Raw genomic sequence first — 18,737 nt, 5'->3', positions numbered from 1 at the left:
TTATCTTAATTGATAAACTCTAACGTAATCTACTTCCATGATTTGAGGCCAAATAGTTTTATCTACACCTTCTCTACCTCCCCAAGTACCACCAACAGCAAAATTCATAATCAAGTAAAAGGGTTGGCTATAAGCCCAATTGTCTGGGGTTTTATTAATTGGAGAATAAGTGTTTTTTATATTATGAGGTGAATCAATATAAAATTGAATTGCATCTTCCGTCCAAATAATGCCATAGTTGTGAAACTCTTCTTCAGCCGTTTTTAAGTTAATGGATACTTTATTATCTGTATATCCATAATCATTTTGGGTATGGATATTAGAATGTGTAGTATTTGGTTGGTATCCAACATATTCCATAATATCAATTTCTCCGCATTTAGGCCAACCAACTTCATTGCGATTTGAACCTAGCATCCACAACGCAGGCCAAGTCCCTGTTCCAGATGGCATTTTTGCTCTAAATTCAATGCGACCATATTTGAATTCTTGTTTTTTTTGACTCGACAATCGTGTAGATGTATAACCATCCTTTTTGTTTTCACCTGTTTTGGTTGCAATTATAGAAAGGATTCCATTTTCTACTTTATAATTATCGGCGCTTTCAACATACTTTTGCCATTCATTGTTTACTTTACCTTCGTTCCATACAACGAAAGACCAATTATTTAAATTAATACTGTTACCTTCAAACTCATCAGCCCAGACCAATTCATATTTTTTTGTGAAAACTGCTGCTTTCTTGCTTTTATGGCATGAAAACAGCAGAATCAAACTGCTCAAACTAATAAAAAACAAATTAACTTTATTAATATTTTCAAAAAAGTACTTATTCATATTTCTTTTTAATTTTTTTATAAAAATCTTGCATGATATAAAAAGCTTTCTTTTTAATGCCATGATTCGAAATCAGTCCTTTTCTATTCCAGCCATCTTGAATATCTGGAAGCACTCTTTTAGGTGATCGAAAGTCATTTAAAATCCATGGGCTTGTACCTCTTATATTTGGAATCTTCTCAATCATTTTTAGATTCTGTTGGTATAAATATTCCTGATATTCTTCAGTCCAACGTTCTTTTATTGTTCCATAAAGCCCTTGTAAAGCGCCACCGCCAAACTCTGAAATTACCACGGGTTTATTAAACTTGATATCCCACTTTGCATTTGGTGCTTCTTCTAATGAACCTCCATACCATCCTGTGTATTGGTTAAAAGCTACTATGTCTAAATAATTACCTATTTCATCATCCAATATATTTACACCATCTATATTATGTTTTTCTAAAGCAGCACTAATAAGTCTGGTTGTATCCATACTTTTAGTATGACTTATTAAGGACTTTAAAAATGTGTTTCTAGGGCCAGATGGAGGTGTTTCATTCGCCATTGACCAGATTATAATAGCGGCTCTGTTTTTGTCTCGTGTAATGGCTTCTGATAACTGGTTTTTAGCATTGTTTAATGAGTTGTTATTGGTAAAATCTACTGTCCAATACACTGGTATTTCTTCCCAAACCATTAGCCCCATTTTGTCGGCAAGCTTTATTATATGCTCATTATGTGGGTAATGTGCCAATCTTACATAATTACAACCTAATTCTTTAGCCCAATTTAGTGCTACCAATGCATCTGCGTCATTATAGGCTCTGGCGCCACGCATGGCATTTTCTTCATGAATACAAATGCCTTTTAGAAAAATCGATTTTCCGTTTAAAAGAATATCCGGTCCTTTGGTTTCAATAGTTCTAAATCCTATTTCGTCTTTTAGTGTTTGATAATCTGTTTTAATGTATACGTCATAGAGTTTGGGCGACTCTGGAGACCAAAAGTTTATTTTGTTTGATGATATTTCAAATTGCACATTACCACTAGCATCAGTCTTTAATAATTTATTAATATGCAATTCAGGGATAGAAAGGGTTACATTTTCATTGCTTTTAGAATCGTCTAATTTAATATAGCCATTGATTATTTTGTTTTTATCTTTTTTGAGTTGAATGCTGTAGTCCTTAATAAAGGTAGATGGCTCTTCAATTATTTTAACGTCTCTGGTAATACCCCCATAATTCCACCAATCTGTATTTATAGTTGGGATAGCTTCTTTAAATCGGGTATTATCTACTTTAACAACTAAATAGTTGTCTTTTTCTTTTATTACAGATGTAACTTCAAAATTGAAAGGTGTAAAACCACCTTCGTGAGTACCAAGTTTTGTTCCGTTTAAATAAACTTCCGCTTTATAATTTATGGCTCCGAAATAAAGGTATAAACGATTGTTTTTGTCTGAGAGACTATAATCAAAAGATCGTTTATACCAAATAGTACCTTCGTAATAAAACAATTTATCATTTTGCGAATTCCAATCACCAGGAACAGTAAGCGTAGGAGATTTATCAAAATTGTACTCAACTAATTCTAATTTGTCTTTTGCGTGGTAATTATTGAAAAACGCTGAATTATTTTTTTCTGGTAGTTGATCATATGGTTGATATCTATAATTATAGTAACCAGTTTCGTAAGGGTCTACAATATAGTTCCATGTACCGTTTAAGGTTGTTACATTCCTGTTTAAAGTATTAATTATTAAGTCTTGCGATACACTAATAATAGGGGATAACAGTAATGCCTTTATTATAAAGGACTTTATCATAATTGTATTTTTTTAAAATTATACTTCTACTTCTTTTTTCGAGATTTGTTTGATGATTTTGCTTTAATAGTGCATATAGTGTAAAAGAACTCTCAGTAAACATTTTCGAAAGAATTACCGTCTTGTACATTATTGTTGCCAGAATAAATGACTAATGTTTTTTTGCTGAAATTTTAAAATATCCTGATTGAATTTTTCTATTAGACCTTTAATTTTTGAACCACCAAAACTTCTGTTTAAAATACTGTCATTTTTCAAATCTTTGGTAGGATCTTTCCAAAATCTATTTGACGAACTTCCTGTAAAAAGAATCCCCTTTTGCAAGGGGAATCCTCCGTTCAGGCTATCCTATGTTTATATCATTTTGCCATTTGTATTCATATTTTTGAGCTTATGTAAAAGAACTTAATGTAATAATTAAAATAAAGAAAGAATTGCAATGAAATGACAACTTCAATAGTTTAATTAATACCCATCATTTTGAGGATAATTAGGTCCCAAAAGATTAATTTGAGCTTCAGGAATAACCCAGTTTTTCATGTGCTCCTGTATTAATAGACGAGGATCTCCAGTAGCATAGGTTTGATTATAATTATCATTGCCCATATGATCTTGTAGGTACTCTAACAATACTCCCATTCTTTTAAGTGTGTACCAGCGCTGTCCTTCAAAAGCTAATTCCCTTGCTCTTTCATCCAAAATTGCTTCTTGATCTATAGTTGAAATACTTGCCGTATTTGACCTATTTCTAACAATATTGATATATTCTAAAGCTTTTGCATTATTACCACTTCTCATATGCGCTTCTGCACCAATTAAATAAGTTTCCGCTAAACGATAAACCATGATATTTTTTATATGATTTCGATCTGTAGGTTCTGCCTCTTCATCAAGAAATTTAAGAACCCCTGGATTTTGCCTTTGATAAAACCTTGTAAATTCATTTCTATCTGTACTATTCTCATCATATAAATCTAAAGGGTCACCTATATTCTTTCCAGCAGGTAAAGTAGCTGGATCATTAAAGAAATATTGGAATATATAATAGGTGTTTTTAGTTCTGGTATCATTTGGATCCTCAGTAAGAAGGTTTCTTACATATTTGTTCAACGTCATAAAAGCTGCACCACTACCTCCGTTTTCAAGAGATTTTAAAACTCCAGGTGCTAAAGCACAATTAGCAACACTACTCCAGTTCATGAAATTACGACCTCCGCCGCCAATTACGTCTCTTTCATATTGAATAGCAAAAAGTGTCTCATTTCTGCTTAAACCACCTTTAAATACTTCCGCAGTATTTGGCTCTAGACTATAACTACCATTATTAATTATAGCATCAGTTTGTGCCGCAGCTTCACTCCAATCTCCTTCCCACATGGCTACTTTAGCTCTAATATGTCTTGCCGACGCTTGTGTAAACCTACCAAACTCTGGAGTTGTCCATTCTAAATTAGCAATGGCAAAATCAAGATCGCTTCTTAAAAGTGCAAATATTTCTTCTTCTGAAGACTTATTATCTGGTTTATCAAAAGCATTTTCTGGAGTTGTAGGCTCTGTTGAAATAAAAATATTGTTGAACAATCTATAAAGGGTAAAATATGAATTGGCTCGCATACATTTAGCTTCTGCAATTATTCTATTTTTTTGAGCTTTATCAATCCCTGTTAAATTTTCGGCACCTTTTATAATGCCGTTGGCTCTGTCCACCAATTTGTAGTAATGTGTCCAATAATTACCATGGCCCCCGTTAACTCCCGTATCACCAAGAGTTGCACCCCATGCCAATCTGCTAAATAGAGATATTTCTCCGCCTCTACCAAAAACCAAATCTGATTTTGATTGTACTATTAACGGAATGGCGCCATTCCAAAAGGTTTGCTCATATAGTCCTCGGTTTAGTGTATATAGTCCTATGACACCAGTTTCAAGCCCTTCAGGGGTGCTGTATAAGAAATTGACCGAGGTTTCAGAAAGTAGCTCGTCTTCAAGAAATTCTTGACAAGATCCGAGGATAAACAAAGTGCATATTAACAATATGCACTTTCTATTTTTAAATAAATTTTTCATGTTTTTTATTTTTTTATTAAAATCCTAATTTAACACCCAATGTTAAGCCTTTTGAATCTGGAAACTCATTCGGATTATTTTCCGGGCTATATGATTTGTAATCCGTTATTGTAAATAAGTTTGTAGCCGTACCATATATCTTAGCACTTTTTAAACCTATTTTGCTCACTACATTTTCTGGGATATTATACCCCAATGTTAAGGTTCTAAGTCTCGAATATGAAGCATCTCTAATTGAAAAAGGGAAAAGCTGAGAAGCGGTATCTGCCCTTGGTCTTGGATATACAGTCGAAGGATTTTCAGGAGTATAATATGGTATTCTTATCCCATTAATAGCTCCTTTAAAAAACTCGCCATTCGAAAAGAAAGGATTTCGTTTTGTTGCACCTTCTACAATATAAAAGTCTACAAATAATTCAAAGCCTTTGTAATTAAAGTTTGTTGTAATGGTACCAAACCAATCTGGATCTTGGCTTGTATAAATATTATCTTTTTGGTCAATTATACCATCGCCATTTTGATCGATTACCCTAACATCTCCAGGTAAAGGGTTTGGAGAGATGACTGTTAGATCATCACCTACTTGCCAAATACCATCAAATTGAGGTAGCCAAATATTATTTATAGGCTCACCTACTTTTAAACGTAATTGTTGGAAATTTGGCCCCGTGTATGGAAGTTCAAGCGGTATACCATCTTCATCCAATTCACCTGTCAATTTTAGCACTTTATTGTCATTGGTTGAAAATATGACTCCTACTGACCATTGTAAGTCAGTTTTTTTAATAATATTCGTATTTAGAGTTGCTTCAAAACCTTCATTCTGAACCTCACCAATATTAAAACGTGTTACAGAGAAACCAGTAATCCCTGGAACAAAACGGTCTAATAAAAAATCTTTGGTGTTGGCTTTATAATATTCTAAGGTACCACTAAGCAGATTGTTGAATAAACCAAAATCCAGTCCTACATTAAAAGTGGTGGTGGTTTCCCATTGAAGATTAGGATTAGGTAATCTGGTTGAAGCTGCAAACCCCCCAGATGTAACCCCACCAAACACATAAGGCAAATTATCAGCAACACCGAGTGATTCTCTAGGATCTATCCCTTCATTACCCGTAGATCCGTAAGTGACTCTAAATTTCATTTCGTTAATACTTTCGTTATCTTTTAAAAATGATTCTTCATGCATTTTCCAAGCAAAAGCTGCAGCAGGGAAGTATCCCCATTTATTATCTTCTGCAAAAACAGATGACGCATCTGCTCTAGTGGTTAATTCAAATAAATATTTGTCTAAAAAACTATATCTTGCTCTACCTAAAAAAGAAACTAATCTTCTCCGTTCCACATTTCTTATTGGATCAGATAAAACTGTTGCAGCACCATTATAACTAAGGTTATCATTAGCAAAACCTGATTTATCAATGCTAGTGGTGTTGGTTTTTCGCTCACTTATCGCATTTACAAATGTAAAGTCTAAGTTGTGGGATTCGTTTAATTGTGGATTGTAGTTTACAATATTCTCAATTAAATATTCTTTATAAAGTTTAGTAGCTATAGTGGCAAATCCATCAATACCTTCATCCCCTTGTGAATGCAGACGTGTACGATAAATACCTTGCTCAGCATTTCTATTTCTTAAAAATGCATTTAGCTTATAAGACAAATTCGGTATGAAATTGTATGTCGCTGTAAGATTGATATCAGTAAGAGTTGTTCTCGTTTCGTTTGTAGATTCTCTAATATTCCATAAAGGGTTTATTTGAAAATGGGATTCTCCTAAAGGTCTTTGAACCAAATCACCATTTTCATCAAAAGGGATGGCTAAAGGAGAGATAGAAATAAAGCCTATTGAACTACTTTCATTGTCTTGTGTGTTAGTTTGGAAATTTACATTTGCCTGCATACTTAGCTTTTTACTAATCTTTTGATCAATGTTAAGTTTTAAAGTTCCTCTCTCAAAACTAGAACTAGGAATTAAACCATCTTGTTTAAAATAGTTAAGACTTGAATAAATTTTAGTCGATTCTGTACCACTGGAAACACTTAAAGAGTGGCTTTGTAAAACGGCGTCCTGTAAAATTAGATCTTCCCAATTCACGAAATTTCCATTAGCTATGGCTTCTAGTTCAAATTCACTAAAGATATTGTCATCAGACAGAAATTCACCTGTAGTTCGATCCCGATTTGCCTCTCTTCTTAAATCAGCAAATTCTTCACCACTAAATAGGTCAAAGTTTTTAGTTAAGCGCTGCGTGGTTGTATAACCATGGTAATTCACATTTATTTTACCTTCTTTACCTCTCTTAGTAGTAATAAGTATGACGCCGTTTGCTGCTCTAGCGCCATAAATTGCGGTAGAAGCCGCATCTTTTAGGACCTCGATAGAAGAGATGTCATCAGACGCTACATCATTAATATTGTCAAATGGGACCCCATCCACAATAATTAATGGCTCATTTCCTACTAAAGATACCTTGCCACGGATTAAAATTTCTGAATTTCCACCCGGTCGAGCATCAGCTAAATTAATTTGAACACCAGCTGCCCTACCTCTTAACATTTCCGCAACATTGGTGGTTGGAACAACCGTAGCTTCATCCAAATCTACACTTGCAACAGAGCCAACTAGATTACTCTTTCTCTGAGTACCATATCCTACTACTACAACTTCGTCTAGAGCATTTGCATCTGTCAATAGTTTAATTATCAGTGGTTCGTTGGATACTGTAACTTCTTGAGTTTGATAACCTATATAAGAAATTATTAATGTTGCAGAGTCAGAAGTTACATTTAATATGAATTTGCCATCAAAATCTGTTGACGTTCCATTATTAGTACCTTTAATTAAGACGGAAGCTCCGGGTAATGGCATGTTATCTTCAGAAGATAATACCGTGCCTGTGACTGTTTTTTGTGATTGTGCTGTGACAATCCCAAAATTTAAGAGTACAAAAAGCGAAAAAAGCAGTTTTACTCCTTTTGAGGGTAATTCTAATTTCATAAATTATTGAGTTTAGTTTAAATTATTGATATCCTAACTTATTGTTTGAATAGTTAAGATATTTTGTAAATTTAACTTCAAAAATTGCCATATTAATAAAAAACACTACTACAAAAACTCATTCTCATAATTTAGCACTCATTAATTTATCGGGTATCTCAGTAATAACAATAGAATATTTAAAATATTAAATTTTTAAGAAAAAAAAACAACTAACCTAAAATTGGATTGTAGTAGTAATGTCGTAGTGAATAATAGCTATGTAGTAGTGTTAAATTTTTAAGATGTGGTCAGTTAAACTAGTGTCATGTGGCAAATTCATTCGTTTTCTAAGTCTGTAACGTCTTGTTTCAACACTTCTTACAGATATATTAAGTAATGGTGCAATTTCTTTGGAAGTAAGGTTTAATCGCAAATAGGCACAAAAGCGTAAATCATTGGGTGTCATTTCCGGGTAGGCATTTTTTACTTTGTCTAAAAAATCTTTGTCAACATTATTGAAGGCTTCTTCAAGAAATTTCCAATCTTTATTATTATTTATGTTACTGTCAATTAATTTTATTACTGACTCGTTATTGGGTTTTTTTGTATTTTTTAATTCTTTTTTTATGCTACTCAACACTTCATTTTTTTTAATGATACTCATAGTAGAAATTGCCAGCTCTCTATTTTTATTTTCTATAGCCTCATTTAGTTTTTCGTTTTTAATTCTGATAATTAATTGTTCTCTCTCTAGATATTTGTGTTCGTGTTGTTTTTTATAGTAATTCTTATAAGCCTTGTGGATAATAAATGAGATAGTAAATAAACTAAATAAATATAATAACAAAGCAACATTTGATAAATACCATGGTCGATTAATTTTAAAATCATAGCTTATTGTATTATTGGTTAATTTATTACCTATTTTGGCTCTAACAATGAAACTATAGTTGCCGAAACTTAAATTTTCAAAAATAATTTCGGATGTTTCTATCCAATCACTCCATTTATTATATCTTCCTACGAGTTTGTATTGATATTTTACTATTTCATATTTATTGTATTCTGGAACACTATAATTAAATGCTACAGTATTATAGCTATAATCAAAATCTCCAAAATCATTCAAATTTACATTTGTATTGTTAGCATCAACATCTCTTAGGCTGATTGAGTTTAATTCTATTTCAGATTCATTTGTTTGTTGATTAAACTGGGAAATATCTATAGTTATATATCCATCGGTAAGACCTAATAGGTATTTATTATTTTCAACTAGTGAAATATTTTCATATCCTATTTGTCCTTTTCTTAACCTTGAAGGAATAGCAATCCTATTGATTTTGAATTCGTTGGTAATGGGATTTGAACTTACGTAGCTAATATTGTCTTCAGAAAAAGACCATAGTTTCTGTGTTTTGTCCACAACAAGTTTTCCAGTTGTATATTGTAAATCTGTAATAAGAGGACTAAGTATAGAATCTTTTATAAAACGACTCTTAAAATCATCATAAGCCATAATACCTCCCTCGAATGTGTATAAAATACGTTCTTTATATTTTATGAGGCTTGAATTATTGCCAATGGGAATTGAGGAGTCTAAAAATAAGTTCTTTACCAATGTGAAATCTTTATTAAGTGTAAGCCTAAATAATCCCTTATAGCCATGACTTATAAAAACATCATTATCTTTACCTATTTCAAAATGTCGAGCAGAGCTATTAAATCCTTGAATCTTATTCTTTAATTTCCAAATTCCTTGATTTTTTGATAAAACATTCAAGCCTCCATAATTGCCAAATAGTAATTCATTTTTTTTGTTGGGAATTGGTCTAAAACCCCAAGTACCGGGCTCATTAGATATTTGACGTGCTGTAGTATTATTTACGATGAATATCCCAGAATGATGACCACAAAATAACTCGTCATTGAACGAAAATAAACTCCAGACCTGTCCTGCAGTGCCTTCAATAAATTTAAATGATTCTTGTCCTTCAGCTTTTTTATAAAACAACCCTTGATTAGTACCTAAATATAATATATTGTTAAAAACAGTTGATGCATAAACCGTACCTATATTACCTTTATCATCATTAAAAACACTTATTGGAGATTTTATATTAATACAATCAATTCCGTTATCTAGTCCAACCCATATGTTATTATCTTTGTCTTCAAATAAGCATAATGCTGTATTGTTACTAAGTCCATTACTACGGTCAATTCGATATTCAATTTCTCCATCTTTGCTTAAATAAATAACACCTTTTTTTATTGTACCTAGTATAAAGCTTTTGTCTTGAAGTTGAATACTGTTAAAAACATTTATGTTTTGAAGAGTATCCTTTGCAGGGATTTGCCATAAAGACACATTGTCGTTTATTAATGTGTAAAAACCTGACTCTCTTGTTTGGATAAGTTGCCCTTCTTGAGTTGAAAATATATTTATTACCCTATCGTCTTTAAACATAGGAGCTTCAAGAATTAGTTTAGATTTTCCTTCTTCAATTTTATATACGCCTTCATTACTCACATGATAATAAATAACATTTTCAACATTAAAAATTTTTGTAATGATATTATTAGAATTGATAATGGTATATTTTTCATTATCAGTGTTATAAAAATAAATTCTATTATGAGTTTGAAAAACAATCCATTGATCATATGTGATAATATTCCAAATATGTTCATCTTCAATCATGGGTTCTTTCAACTTTGGAACTAATGAGGTATATTGTAATTTTCCAAACTTGTCTTTTTCCCAAAACCCAAATTCCATGTAACAGCCTGTATAGATCTTCTCACCAACAACAAGAACCGCCCTTATAATTGTTTTATTTGGAGAAGGAAATATGGTCCATTTAGCTCCATTATATTCTAAAAGGCCTTCGTTATTTGCAACATATATAAATTTATTTGATGATTGGGAAATTGACCAGTTTTGTTTATCACCGCCGTAATTTTCAGGAGTGAATTTCACTAATGGAGGGATTTCTTGTCCATCCGCATTGTAAATTGTAAAGACTAAAATAATAGTTGTTATTAACTTTATATATATAAAATGTTTCATTAAAAACGGTGTTATATATCAACTTGTAAAAAACCGATTAAGAATTATTTTGTAAAAAATTTGATTTTTAGATATATTTTTAACCCAATTAAATACAAAGAAATATAATATTCTTAAAAAAACCTCTTTAAGTCATTAATTTGAAAACTAAACAAATAATTTAGATTTAAAAAGTATTGTTTTTTAAGCGCGAATTTAAGACTAGTAAATTGTAATAGTCTAAAAGTAGTACTAATAACTATATTTCAAAATATAATTGATAGCATTTTCTTTTACTTAACTGATGTTACGCAGCAATTTTCTTGAAATTGCTATTTGATGTTGATAACTCTTCTAATTGTTTCCAAGCTGCTTTAGTAACGGTAAGCCATATTTCGCTTTTCATTGCATAATGATTTTTACTGTTTCTAATTTTTAACCGTTCAAGTTTCATATACGCTATCATAGATGCTGTAAAATGAGCTTGTTGTGTTTGTATTGTTTTCGTTGGTGCTTTGGCAAAAGCGGTGTTGTTTTTAATGGAGCGAAAAAATCCCTCTACTTTCCACCGTTTTTGATAGATTGCAGTAAGACTCTGGCAATCTAAGTTTAAATCACTTGTAGCTAGATAAAGCGTACCAGTACTACCTTCTCCGTTTTTGAAGACTTGCTTAGTTATCAATATAGGGTTGCTATATTGTTTTAAATAAACTGACATAGTACGCTCTTCCAGCGTTAAAGATTCAATACTTTGATAAATGCCTTGTGCTTTATCTTCTTCACTTAATGCTACGACCCGGTTTGGTTTAAGGGCCATTATAAAATCTGAATTGCAGTCTTGTGCGATACAGCTCATATTCTCTGATGATGAAAACCAACTGTCTACCAAAACATACTTAAAACCTATGTTGTAGTTTGCTTGGACTACCATGCGACGCATCATTTCATTCTTGGTTTCTTTACTTTTAAAAGAAGGTTTTCCATGCTTGCCTAAAACGGCTACATCTTTCTTTACAAACTCAACACCTACAGGAAGACCCATATCATACTTAGGACTATAATAATAGGAGCTTATAAAATTTACGCCTTTAACGCTTTTACCACTGCAATGGTCGTAGTGCCAATTTATTAAAGGATTGGTTTTTGTGTGTTTTTTGGGTTCAATGGAATCATCAATAATTAACAATCCATCTGATGACTTAATTTCTTGAACCATAGCTTTAGCTTCTAGCCATAAGGTTCTTGAGTCTATTTTACTAGATAACAACCGTGTTATTTGGTCATGACCAACACTATTATCTGTCACTAATGACAAACCTGTTGCTGTACTATAAGTGGGCGTCACCAACAAATAGTCAGTATATAAGTCTAAAAGGTTATTAACATTCATAAATGAAATTTAATAATTTTGTGCGTAACATCAGTAATTAATAATAAAACGCAATTGATGAATTTTAATTAGTTAATATTAAGCTAAAGTCAATAAATTTATAACTAAGTAGGTTAGTGGTTTAAGTTTCGTGCTACTAATAAATATAATTTTTAAAAGGAAAATAGAAGTATTTCATAAAAATGCACCTATAAAGTCGACCTTTAACAAATAAGAAACATACCTGTGGTTTTTCTTAATCAAGAAACTAAACAAGGTAGCCTAGATATGAAATTAATAGGATTTAGTTTTAAATGATTTATATTGATAACTATCCTTATAAAAAAGTCATTTGTTGTACCTATGTTGTACCTGTAATAAAAAAACCGAAGAGTAATCTTCGGTTTGTACTGTATTTAATGGTAGCGAGAGGGGGGCACGATCCCCCGACCTCCGGGTTATGAATTTAATAACCGCTTAAAAATGCCGGTGTTTACGTTGATTAATTGGTTAAAATTTTATCTTTTGTATTCGGTTTAGTATGCTGTTTGTTGTAATTTTTGTTTAAAAATATCTGGTCTCCAATTCCGAATATCCAGTTCGCATCAGCTTTATAAACTAATATGACATTTCTAATATGATCTGGAGTAAAATGCTTCTCGCCTTTTTTAATTTTGGTTAAGGTCTGCCTTAGTAAACCGATAGAATCACAAAAGTCCGAATCAAAACGGATAATGCTATTTGCTTTTAATATGTCAATCAACAAGAGCATGCGCTCGTCACTTATGTAGATTTTAGAGTCTATTTGATTTTCCATATCAATATTTTATATATCTAATCAGTTTATCATTCTCAAATATTAGATCAAACTTCACGGTTCCATAATACTTGTTGTAATTATAAATTGTTATTTCACTTCCTAACTCTTTATATATTGTTTCTCTTTGTGGGTTTCCAAATATATTGAACACTTGTTTGCTGCCTTCGCTTTTTTCTATTAGATCATCAAGAGTTGACTTAAAAGATTCTCTTGAGTAATCATTAATAACGTTATAGGCTTCAATGCACTTTTTTAATGATCGTTTAGATTTAGGGAATTCCCCTAAAACAAATAGCGTTGTTTCAGTAAATTTTTTAAAAACCACCTCATAATTATCACAGCTTTTTGAATGAACTGTTATCTGATTTATGTCTGGAAAGTGTAATTCTAAAATACTGTTAATTGATTGATCAATGTTTTTAGAAATTAAATCACCATTAGGGTAATAAAATCCTTCATTTTGGCAATAAGAAACGAAAGAACTTAAAATAAAAAAAGGAATCACAAAGAATAACAAAATTCTTTTCATTGTACATTTGTATTGTATTACAAACCAAAGTAACAAAATAATAGTTTCTAAACAAAACGGGAAACATAAAATACCTAAAAAAAGGGATGATGATATCAAATGTTATATGAACATTGTTAAAAAAGGTGTATTTCATCGAAAAAATGTAAGAAAGTTGTATAGTTTGTCGGTTATTTCTCTATTATTGGATTAAATACGGTTTAACCACAGAAAATATTGTGGTTAAACCACAGTTTTGTTAAAAGAATATTTCCTAGATTTATAAAGTATTAAATGCTTTATAATTATTCCCTCTTTGTAATAATTAATAGCAATAAAGTAGTTAATCCAACGAACATATTTAAGTAAAGTTATTTGGTAAACAAAGGAATCTATTAACCTTAAATTTTTATCAAATGAAAAAGCTTACAAAAGTTTTTGCATTAACCTTAATGGTTTTTGCAATTGGATTAACTTCTTGTACTAAACAAGATTTAAATCAAGAAGAAGTTCAGATTGAAAAAGACGAACCAAAAGAAACGGATATATAATTTATTAATAGCGATATTAATAGTTCTAATATCGTTTTTACCTTATATACACGATTTTACTTTTTTTAATGAGAAGGATGGCTTTAGTGGTTATTCTTCTCTTCGTATGGGCTTGTTTTTCGTCTCAATGTATGTTGTAGCTATTTCAGGTTGGATTTTTGCATTTATTAATAGTAAAGGAAAGCAGTACAGGTTTGTAATGTTAGCGCCTTTAATTATGTTAGTTTTTCAATTGTTTATTAATATTTTAAATAATCGAAAACATGCTGTTAATGGTGTTAGTGTAAAAGTATTAGTGAATTTTGGTATAGTTTTTTTAATTATACTACTTTATTTTTATTTAAAAAGAAAGGGGACCAAATATGAGTAACTTACTTAAAAAAGCTATTTGGTTTGAGGAGAATAAAGATAAATTTACGACCGAAGAAAGAAACACAATTAGAAAAGGATTATTAACTCAATGTTCAGAAAAAATTAAAATACTAACTTCTGTTTTTATAGAATCTATTGACAAAGTAAACGATTAAACTTTTTCTTCGACCAACCCCAACCTAGTAACTAGTTCTGCTAATTTAGCGTCTTGTAATTCGATTTTATTTAAATACGGTTTTAATACTTCTAAAACTTTTAAGTAAACCATATCATCTATTGTTTGTATATCTTCACTATGCTTAAGGCTTGCTTTACTATCATCAACTAAAACAGGTTTATATTTATTGAAATCTTTAAAAACCATATCCTCATACCCTTCTCTAGTTTCTGGATCACTAAATCCAAAAATAACACCGACCGTTACATCTAAGGCTTTTGCAATATGCTGCAACCTTGAGGATGGTATGTCTGTTTTTCCGCTCTCATAATCGTTATAACTTCGTTTTGGTATACCAGAAAGCCTAACGATATCATCTTGAGTTAAGTTTTTAGCTTCTCTTATTTCCTTGATTTTAAGCCTATTAAACATTATTTTAAATTTAAATGCAAAATATTGCAATAAAAACTTGCAGAATAATGCAATTGATTTTATATTTGTATTGTATTACAAACCAAAGTAACAAAAAACTATGAATGTTACAAAATGGTTTCCTGTAAATACCGAAAATAAGGGATATGATAGAACTATTAACTAACAGAGAAAATGAAGTTGTTGCCGAAATATCTAAAGGATATACGGTTAAAGAAGCTGCAACTAGATTATTTATATCTCCATCGACTGTTGATACGCATATTAAAAAAAGTAAAAAAAAATCTGGTGCAAGAACATTAGCTCATTTATCAGCAATGTTTGTTTTGTCTTTGGAAAATCCTAAAGGGTTTTATAAAATTATGATAGTAATATTATTTGTATTTGCACAATGTTTAATTCTTATGCCAAGAAAAATAAATGTAGAACAACGTCAAAGGAAAACGGTAAGAGTATCGCGTTCTATGACAAATAGAGCAAGATATCAGATAACTGCATAAACATAAAATTTACAATATATAATGAAAGAAAAAACAAGCCTTGAAAAATTGAAAGAAGCATGGGATAGCATGCCGCCTGGTGCAAAAAACAGGCTTTACAATGATTTTGGTCATACCAACCAAAATGTTGCTTCTATTTTAAAAAATGGAAGAAAAGACCAGAGCGTTATTCAATCGCTTTTATCTGATGTTAAAACCGTCTCAGATGAAATTACCGAAGAGATAAAAAATAAAAATGAAAAAGTTCAAGCGCTGTGAACGCAAAAATCATAGTCATTAACGGTGTAGAGTATGAGCCTGTTGTTAAAACAGACCCAGAATTTTCACTATTGGAAAATTACTATGAGAAACAGCTTTTACAAGGAAATTACTTTAAAAACAAAATAGCATGATAGATATTACCCAAATTACAATTTACGAAGTTTTACTAACCATAGTGGTTACTTCGGCTATCTATACAGCTTGTGAGGCTATTTATAAAGCCCATAAACGAAAAAAGCCATTCTAGGGGAATGGCTTAATCTATAAATCAGAATCTAATTATAAATCAGAATCGTATGTCAAATTTACTAAAAAAAATCGAAGTAGGAAACCCACTCATCAATTTAGGGTTATTTAATCTTTATGATGCACATCAGGAAACTAAAACCGATGAAGATCTGGCTAACTTTTATCACCACCTTTTAAGCTGCGTTGAAGGTAGTGAGGTGGCTGAAAAAATAACCTATGCCATGATATCTTATTCTACGGGCATGGATGTAAATCCTGTGTATTTGGAAATGCAAAAACAAATTTTTGTAAGCCATGAAAGTTGATCTAAGTCTTGAGGTGAACAAAGGCCGCATCACCTTAAAAGGAAAAACCTATAACGATTTAAACACTCGAGAAAAAATAATAATGAACGGCCTGATTAAGCACTATAAATTGAAAAATAAAACGGCTTAGATATGGAATTTAAAGGAACTAAAGGGCAATGGGGTTTAAATGGAAACGGCACAATGGTTTGGGCTGGAAAAACACATATTGTTAGTTATCCTGTTGCTATGAGTACTGAACAAGTTAATGACATGAAACTAATTGCTGCAGCTCCAGAACTTTTAAAAGCATTACAAGAATTAGTAGAATATAATTCAATTGGCAATCAAGCTAAAGCAAGAATTGCAATCGAAAAAGCACTTAAATAAATTAAATCTATAAATCATGAAAACAATCAGAATCAAATCATTAAAGCTAACGAATTTTAAGGGGATTCGTAGCCTAGAATTAAACGAGCTTTCCAAAGAAACATTTATTTACGGTGCCAATGCTGTTGGTAAAACATCGGTTTTCGATGCTTTTATATGGCTTCTTTTTGGAAAGGACAGTACGGACAGAAAATCTTTTGAGGTTCAAAGATTGGACTTAAAAAATAATGTTATACCAAAACTTGAAGTGCAGGTTACTTCTATACTTCATGTAGATGGCGAGCGAGTAGAACTTACAAGAATTATGCGTCAAGACTGGACTAAACCAAAAGGTTCATTAATTGCTGTTTTGAAAGGGAATAATACAGTTTATGAGTGGAATGGCGTACCCATGAAAGCATCTGAATTTTCATCTAAAATTAATGCAATCGTCGATGAAAACATTTTTAAAATGATCACTAGCACAACAGCATTTAATAGTTTGCATTGGTTAAAGCAAAGAGATGTTTTGATAGATATGGCTGGAAATATATCTGACATTGAAGTTTTAGATGCCATTTCAAATATTGAAAACAAATCTGAAGTATTAAAGTTAACCAACGTTCTAAACTCTAGTAAGTCTATTGATGAATATAAAAAAGAGTTGAACTCTAAAGTTCTAAAATCAAAAAAAGAACTGCAAACCTTACCAACTCGTATCGATGAAGTTGAAAGAAGTAAACCTGTAGATTTAGATTTTACCAAATTAAAGGCAGATTTAGAGATAAAGACCAAGGCTATTGAATCGGTTAACGATAAAGTTTCAGACAAACTAAAGGCACAGCAGGCCGATATAGATTCACAGTCTGTCATCCAAAAAGAAATCCATGCTATTGAGACTGAAATCAGTAATAAAAAGCATGAGATTAACCAAAAGGCATCAGCAGATTTTAATGAGTCTCAAAATTTACCTAGAGAAATTCAGCGCAAAATTGATGCTGTGGACCATGAGATAAAATCCAATGATTCTGCAATCTCAATTAACAACTCTAAGACATCGAGTTATGCTAATCAGATAGGTGATCTTGATAAAAGCATTAAAGATTTAAGAGCGCAATGGGAAGTTGAGAATGCTAAGGTATTTAAAATGGACGATGCAGATTGTGCGTGTCCTACTTGCAAAAGAGATTTTGAAGCCTCAGATATTGAGGATAAAAAGAAAGACCTTCAAGAACATTTTACCAGCAACAAAAATGCAAAACTAAAAAGCATTACCGATAGAGGTCAATCCTTATCTGGTCAAAAAATGACCTTAGAAAATAATTTACTTGAATTGACGAAGGAATTAGGAATGCTTCAGGAAAGCAATAAAATTGCCTGGGAAAAACGTGCCGATTTATCAGAACAACTTAAAGCATCTTCAACCTCTAAAACGCAGATAGAAATCTATGCTGATTTAATGAACTCTGAAAAACTATTTTTTGATTCTAAAACCTCAGATATCGCTACCAAAAGAGAATCCTTAGCCAACAGGCCAAAGGTGGACACTTCAGAACTTAAAGAAGAATTAAATAGGCTGAATGCTGAACGCGACGAAATTAAATCACAGCTTCAAAAAGAGCAACAGATTGAAGCTTCTAATAAGCGTATCGCAGAACTTTCAAAAGAAGAAACTCAACTAGCACAATCTATTGCAGATCTAGAAAAAGAACTCTTTACAATGGAAGCTTTCGAAAAGGAAAAATCTACACGTATAGAGAATTCCGTTAACCAACGCTTTAAGTATGTAGACTTTAAACTGTTTGAAACGCAGATTAACGGTGGTGAAGTACCAACGTGTAAAGCATTAATTAAAGGTGTGCCGTTTAGCGATGCCAATAATGCAAGTCGTATTAATGCAGGTGTAGATATTATTAACACGCTTTGCCAGCATTACAAAGTCACAGCACCAATATTTATCGATAACCGTGAGAGTGTCTCTGAATTGATAGATACGGAATCTCAGGTTGTTAATTTGATCGTGTCTAAGCCAGATATTGAATTACGCGTGTCGGATGTGCCTCAAACTTATGAAGAGTATAAACTTAGTAAAGAACTTCAAACAGCGTAG

The 18,737-nt window shown here is 31.6% G+C and carries 18 protein-coding genes; 8 read left to right on the top strand and 10 right to left on the bottom strand.

What is annotated here, in order from left to right; genetic code table 11:
* The 9 genes from FAF07_RS01340 to FAF07_RS01305 all read right to left on the bottom strand — a co-directional run bounded on the left by FAF07_RS01340 (position 1) and on the right by FAF07_RS01305 (position 13,473).
* Positions 1–837, bottom strand: a complete 837-nt coding sequence (locus FAF07_RS01340) for a glycoside hydrolase family 16 protein (RefSeq protein ID WP_185956494.1) — start codon at positions 835–837, stop codon at positions 1–3.
* On the bottom strand, positions 830–2,650 hold the full coding sequence (locus FAF07_RS01335) for a glycoside hydrolase family 2 protein (RefSeq protein WP_142783404.1): 1,821 nt from the start codon (positions 2,648–2,650) through the stop codon (positions 830–832). The genes FAF07_RS01340 and FAF07_RS01335 overlap by 8 nt, the downstream gene beginning before the upstream one ends.
* A gap of 129 nt (positions 2,651–2,779) precedes the next feature.
* Positions 2,780–2,974, bottom strand: coding sequence for a hypothetical protein (locus FAF07_RS18645; RefSeq protein ID WP_221930769.1), 195 nt, complete (start codon positions 2,972–2,974; stop codon positions 2,780–2,782).
* 141 nt (positions 2,975–3,115) lie between these two features.
* A complete protein-coding gene (locus tag FAF07_RS01330) occupies positions 3,116–4,717 on the bottom strand; it encodes a RagB/SusD family nutrient uptake outer membrane protein (protein ID WP_142783403.1) in 1,602 nt (533 codons plus the stop codon).
* A 16-nt stretch (positions 4,718–4,733) separates the two neighbouring features.
* On the bottom strand, positions 4,734–7,721 hold the full coding sequence (locus FAF07_RS01325) for a SusC/RagA family TonB-linked outer membrane protein (protein ID WP_142783402.1): 2,988 nt from the start codon (positions 7,719–7,721) through the stop codon (positions 4,734–4,736).
* Between the two features lie 271 nt (positions 7,722–7,992).
* Positions 7,993–10,776, bottom strand: a complete 2,784-nt coding sequence (locus tag FAF07_RS01320; RefSeq protein WP_142783401.1) for a helix-turn-helix and ligand-binding sensor domain-containing protein — start codon at positions 10,774–10,776, stop codon at positions 7,993–7,995.
* Between the two features lie 286 nt (positions 10,777–11,062).
* Positions 11,063–12,145 (bottom strand): IS701 family transposase, encoded by a 1,083-nt coding sequence (locus tag FAF07_RS01315; protein ID WP_142783400.1) that lies wholly within the window; start codon positions 12,143–12,145, stop codon positions 11,063–11,065.
* Between the two features lie 481 nt (positions 12,146–12,626).
* On the bottom strand, positions 12,627–12,941 hold the full coding sequence (locus tag FAF07_RS01310; protein ID WP_142783399.1) for a hypothetical protein: 315 nt from the start codon (positions 12,939–12,941) through the stop codon (positions 12,627–12,629).
* A 1-nt stretch (position 12,942) separates the two neighbouring features.
* Positions 12,943–13,473, bottom strand: a complete 531-nt coding sequence (locus FAF07_RS01305) for a hypothetical protein (protein ID WP_142783398.1) — start codon at positions 13,471–13,473, stop codon at positions 12,943–12,945.
* 395 nt (positions 13,474–13,868) lie between these two features.
* Between FAF07_RS01305 and FAF07_RS18950 the strand changes: the two genes are divergently transcribed.
* Both FAF07_RS18950 and FAF07_RS18440 read left to right on the top strand, forming a co-directional pair.
* The gene (locus FAF07_RS18950; RefSeq protein ID WP_262710938.1) at positions 13,869–14,003 is read left to right on the top strand and encodes a hypothetical protein; all 135 of its coding nucleotides are present in this window, start codon (positions 13,869–13,871) and stop codon (positions 14,001–14,003) included.
* A gap of 362 nt (positions 14,004–14,365) precedes the next feature.
* The gene (locus FAF07_RS18440) at positions 14,366–14,530 is read left to right on the top strand and encodes a hypothetical protein (RefSeq protein WP_185956493.1); all 165 of its coding nucleotides are present in this window, start codon (positions 14,366–14,368) and stop codon (positions 14,528–14,530) included.
* Here FAF07_RS18440 and FAF07_RS01300 read toward each other — a convergent pair.
* Positions 14,527–14,964 carry a helix-turn-helix domain-containing protein gene (locus FAF07_RS01300; protein ID WP_142783397.1) on the bottom strand — a complete coding sequence of 146 codons (438 nt, stop codon included), beginning with the start codon at positions 14,962–14,964 and terminating at the stop codon, positions 14,527–14,529. The two genes, FAF07_RS18440 and FAF07_RS01300, sit on opposite strands and share 4 nt — an antisense overlap.
* A gap of 146 nt (positions 14,965–15,110) precedes the next feature.
* Here FAF07_RS01300 and FAF07_RS01295 point away from each other — a divergent pair, with 146 nt between their 5' ends.
* The 6 genes from FAF07_RS01295 (at position 15,111) to FAF07_RS01275 (ending at position 18,737) form a co-directional block, all read left to right on the top strand.
* Positions 15,111–15,464, top strand: a complete 354-nt coding sequence (locus FAF07_RS01295; protein ID WP_142783396.1) for a response regulator transcription factor — start codon at positions 15,111–15,113, stop codon at positions 15,462–15,464.
* A gap of 21 nt (positions 15,465–15,485) precedes the next feature.
* Positions 15,486–15,722 (top strand): hypothetical protein, encoded by a 237-nt coding sequence (locus FAF07_RS01290; protein ID WP_142783395.1) that lies wholly within the window; start codon positions 15,486–15,488, stop codon positions 15,720–15,722.
* Positions 15,719–15,856 (top strand): hypothetical protein, encoded by a 138-nt coding sequence (locus tag FAF07_RS18435; protein ID WP_185956492.1) that lies wholly within the window; start codon positions 15,719–15,721, stop codon positions 15,854–15,856. Before FAF07_RS01290 ends, FAF07_RS18435 begins: the two co-directional genes overlap by 4 nt.
* A gap of 165 nt (positions 15,857–16,021) precedes the next feature.
* Complete coding sequence (locus FAF07_RS01285) at positions 16,022–16,279, top strand: hypothetical protein (protein WP_142783394.1); 258 nt, start codon at positions 16,022–16,024, stop codon at positions 16,277–16,279.
* Positions 16,280–16,411: 132 nt separating this feature from the next.
* Positions 16,412–16,648: a hypothetical protein gene (locus FAF07_RS01280; RefSeq protein WP_142783393.1), complete on the top strand. Its 237-nt coding sequence runs from the start codon at positions 16,412–16,414 to the stop codon at positions 16,646–16,648.
* Between the two features lie 16 nt (positions 16,649–16,664).
* Positions 16,665–18,737 carry an AAA family ATPase gene (locus tag FAF07_RS01275; protein WP_142783392.1) on the top strand — a complete coding sequence of 691 codons (2,073 nt, stop codon included), beginning with the start codon at positions 16,665–16,667 and terminating at the stop codon, positions 18,735–18,737.

This window comes from Changchengzhania lutea (assembly GCF_006974145.1).
Taxonomy (GTDB): Bacteria; Bacteroidota; Bacteroidia; order Flavobacteriales; family Flavobacteriaceae; genus Changchengzhania; species Changchengzhania lutea.
The sequence above is the reverse complement of the archived record's forward strand: the minus strand, read 5'-3'. Positions and strand labels throughout refer to the sequence as shown.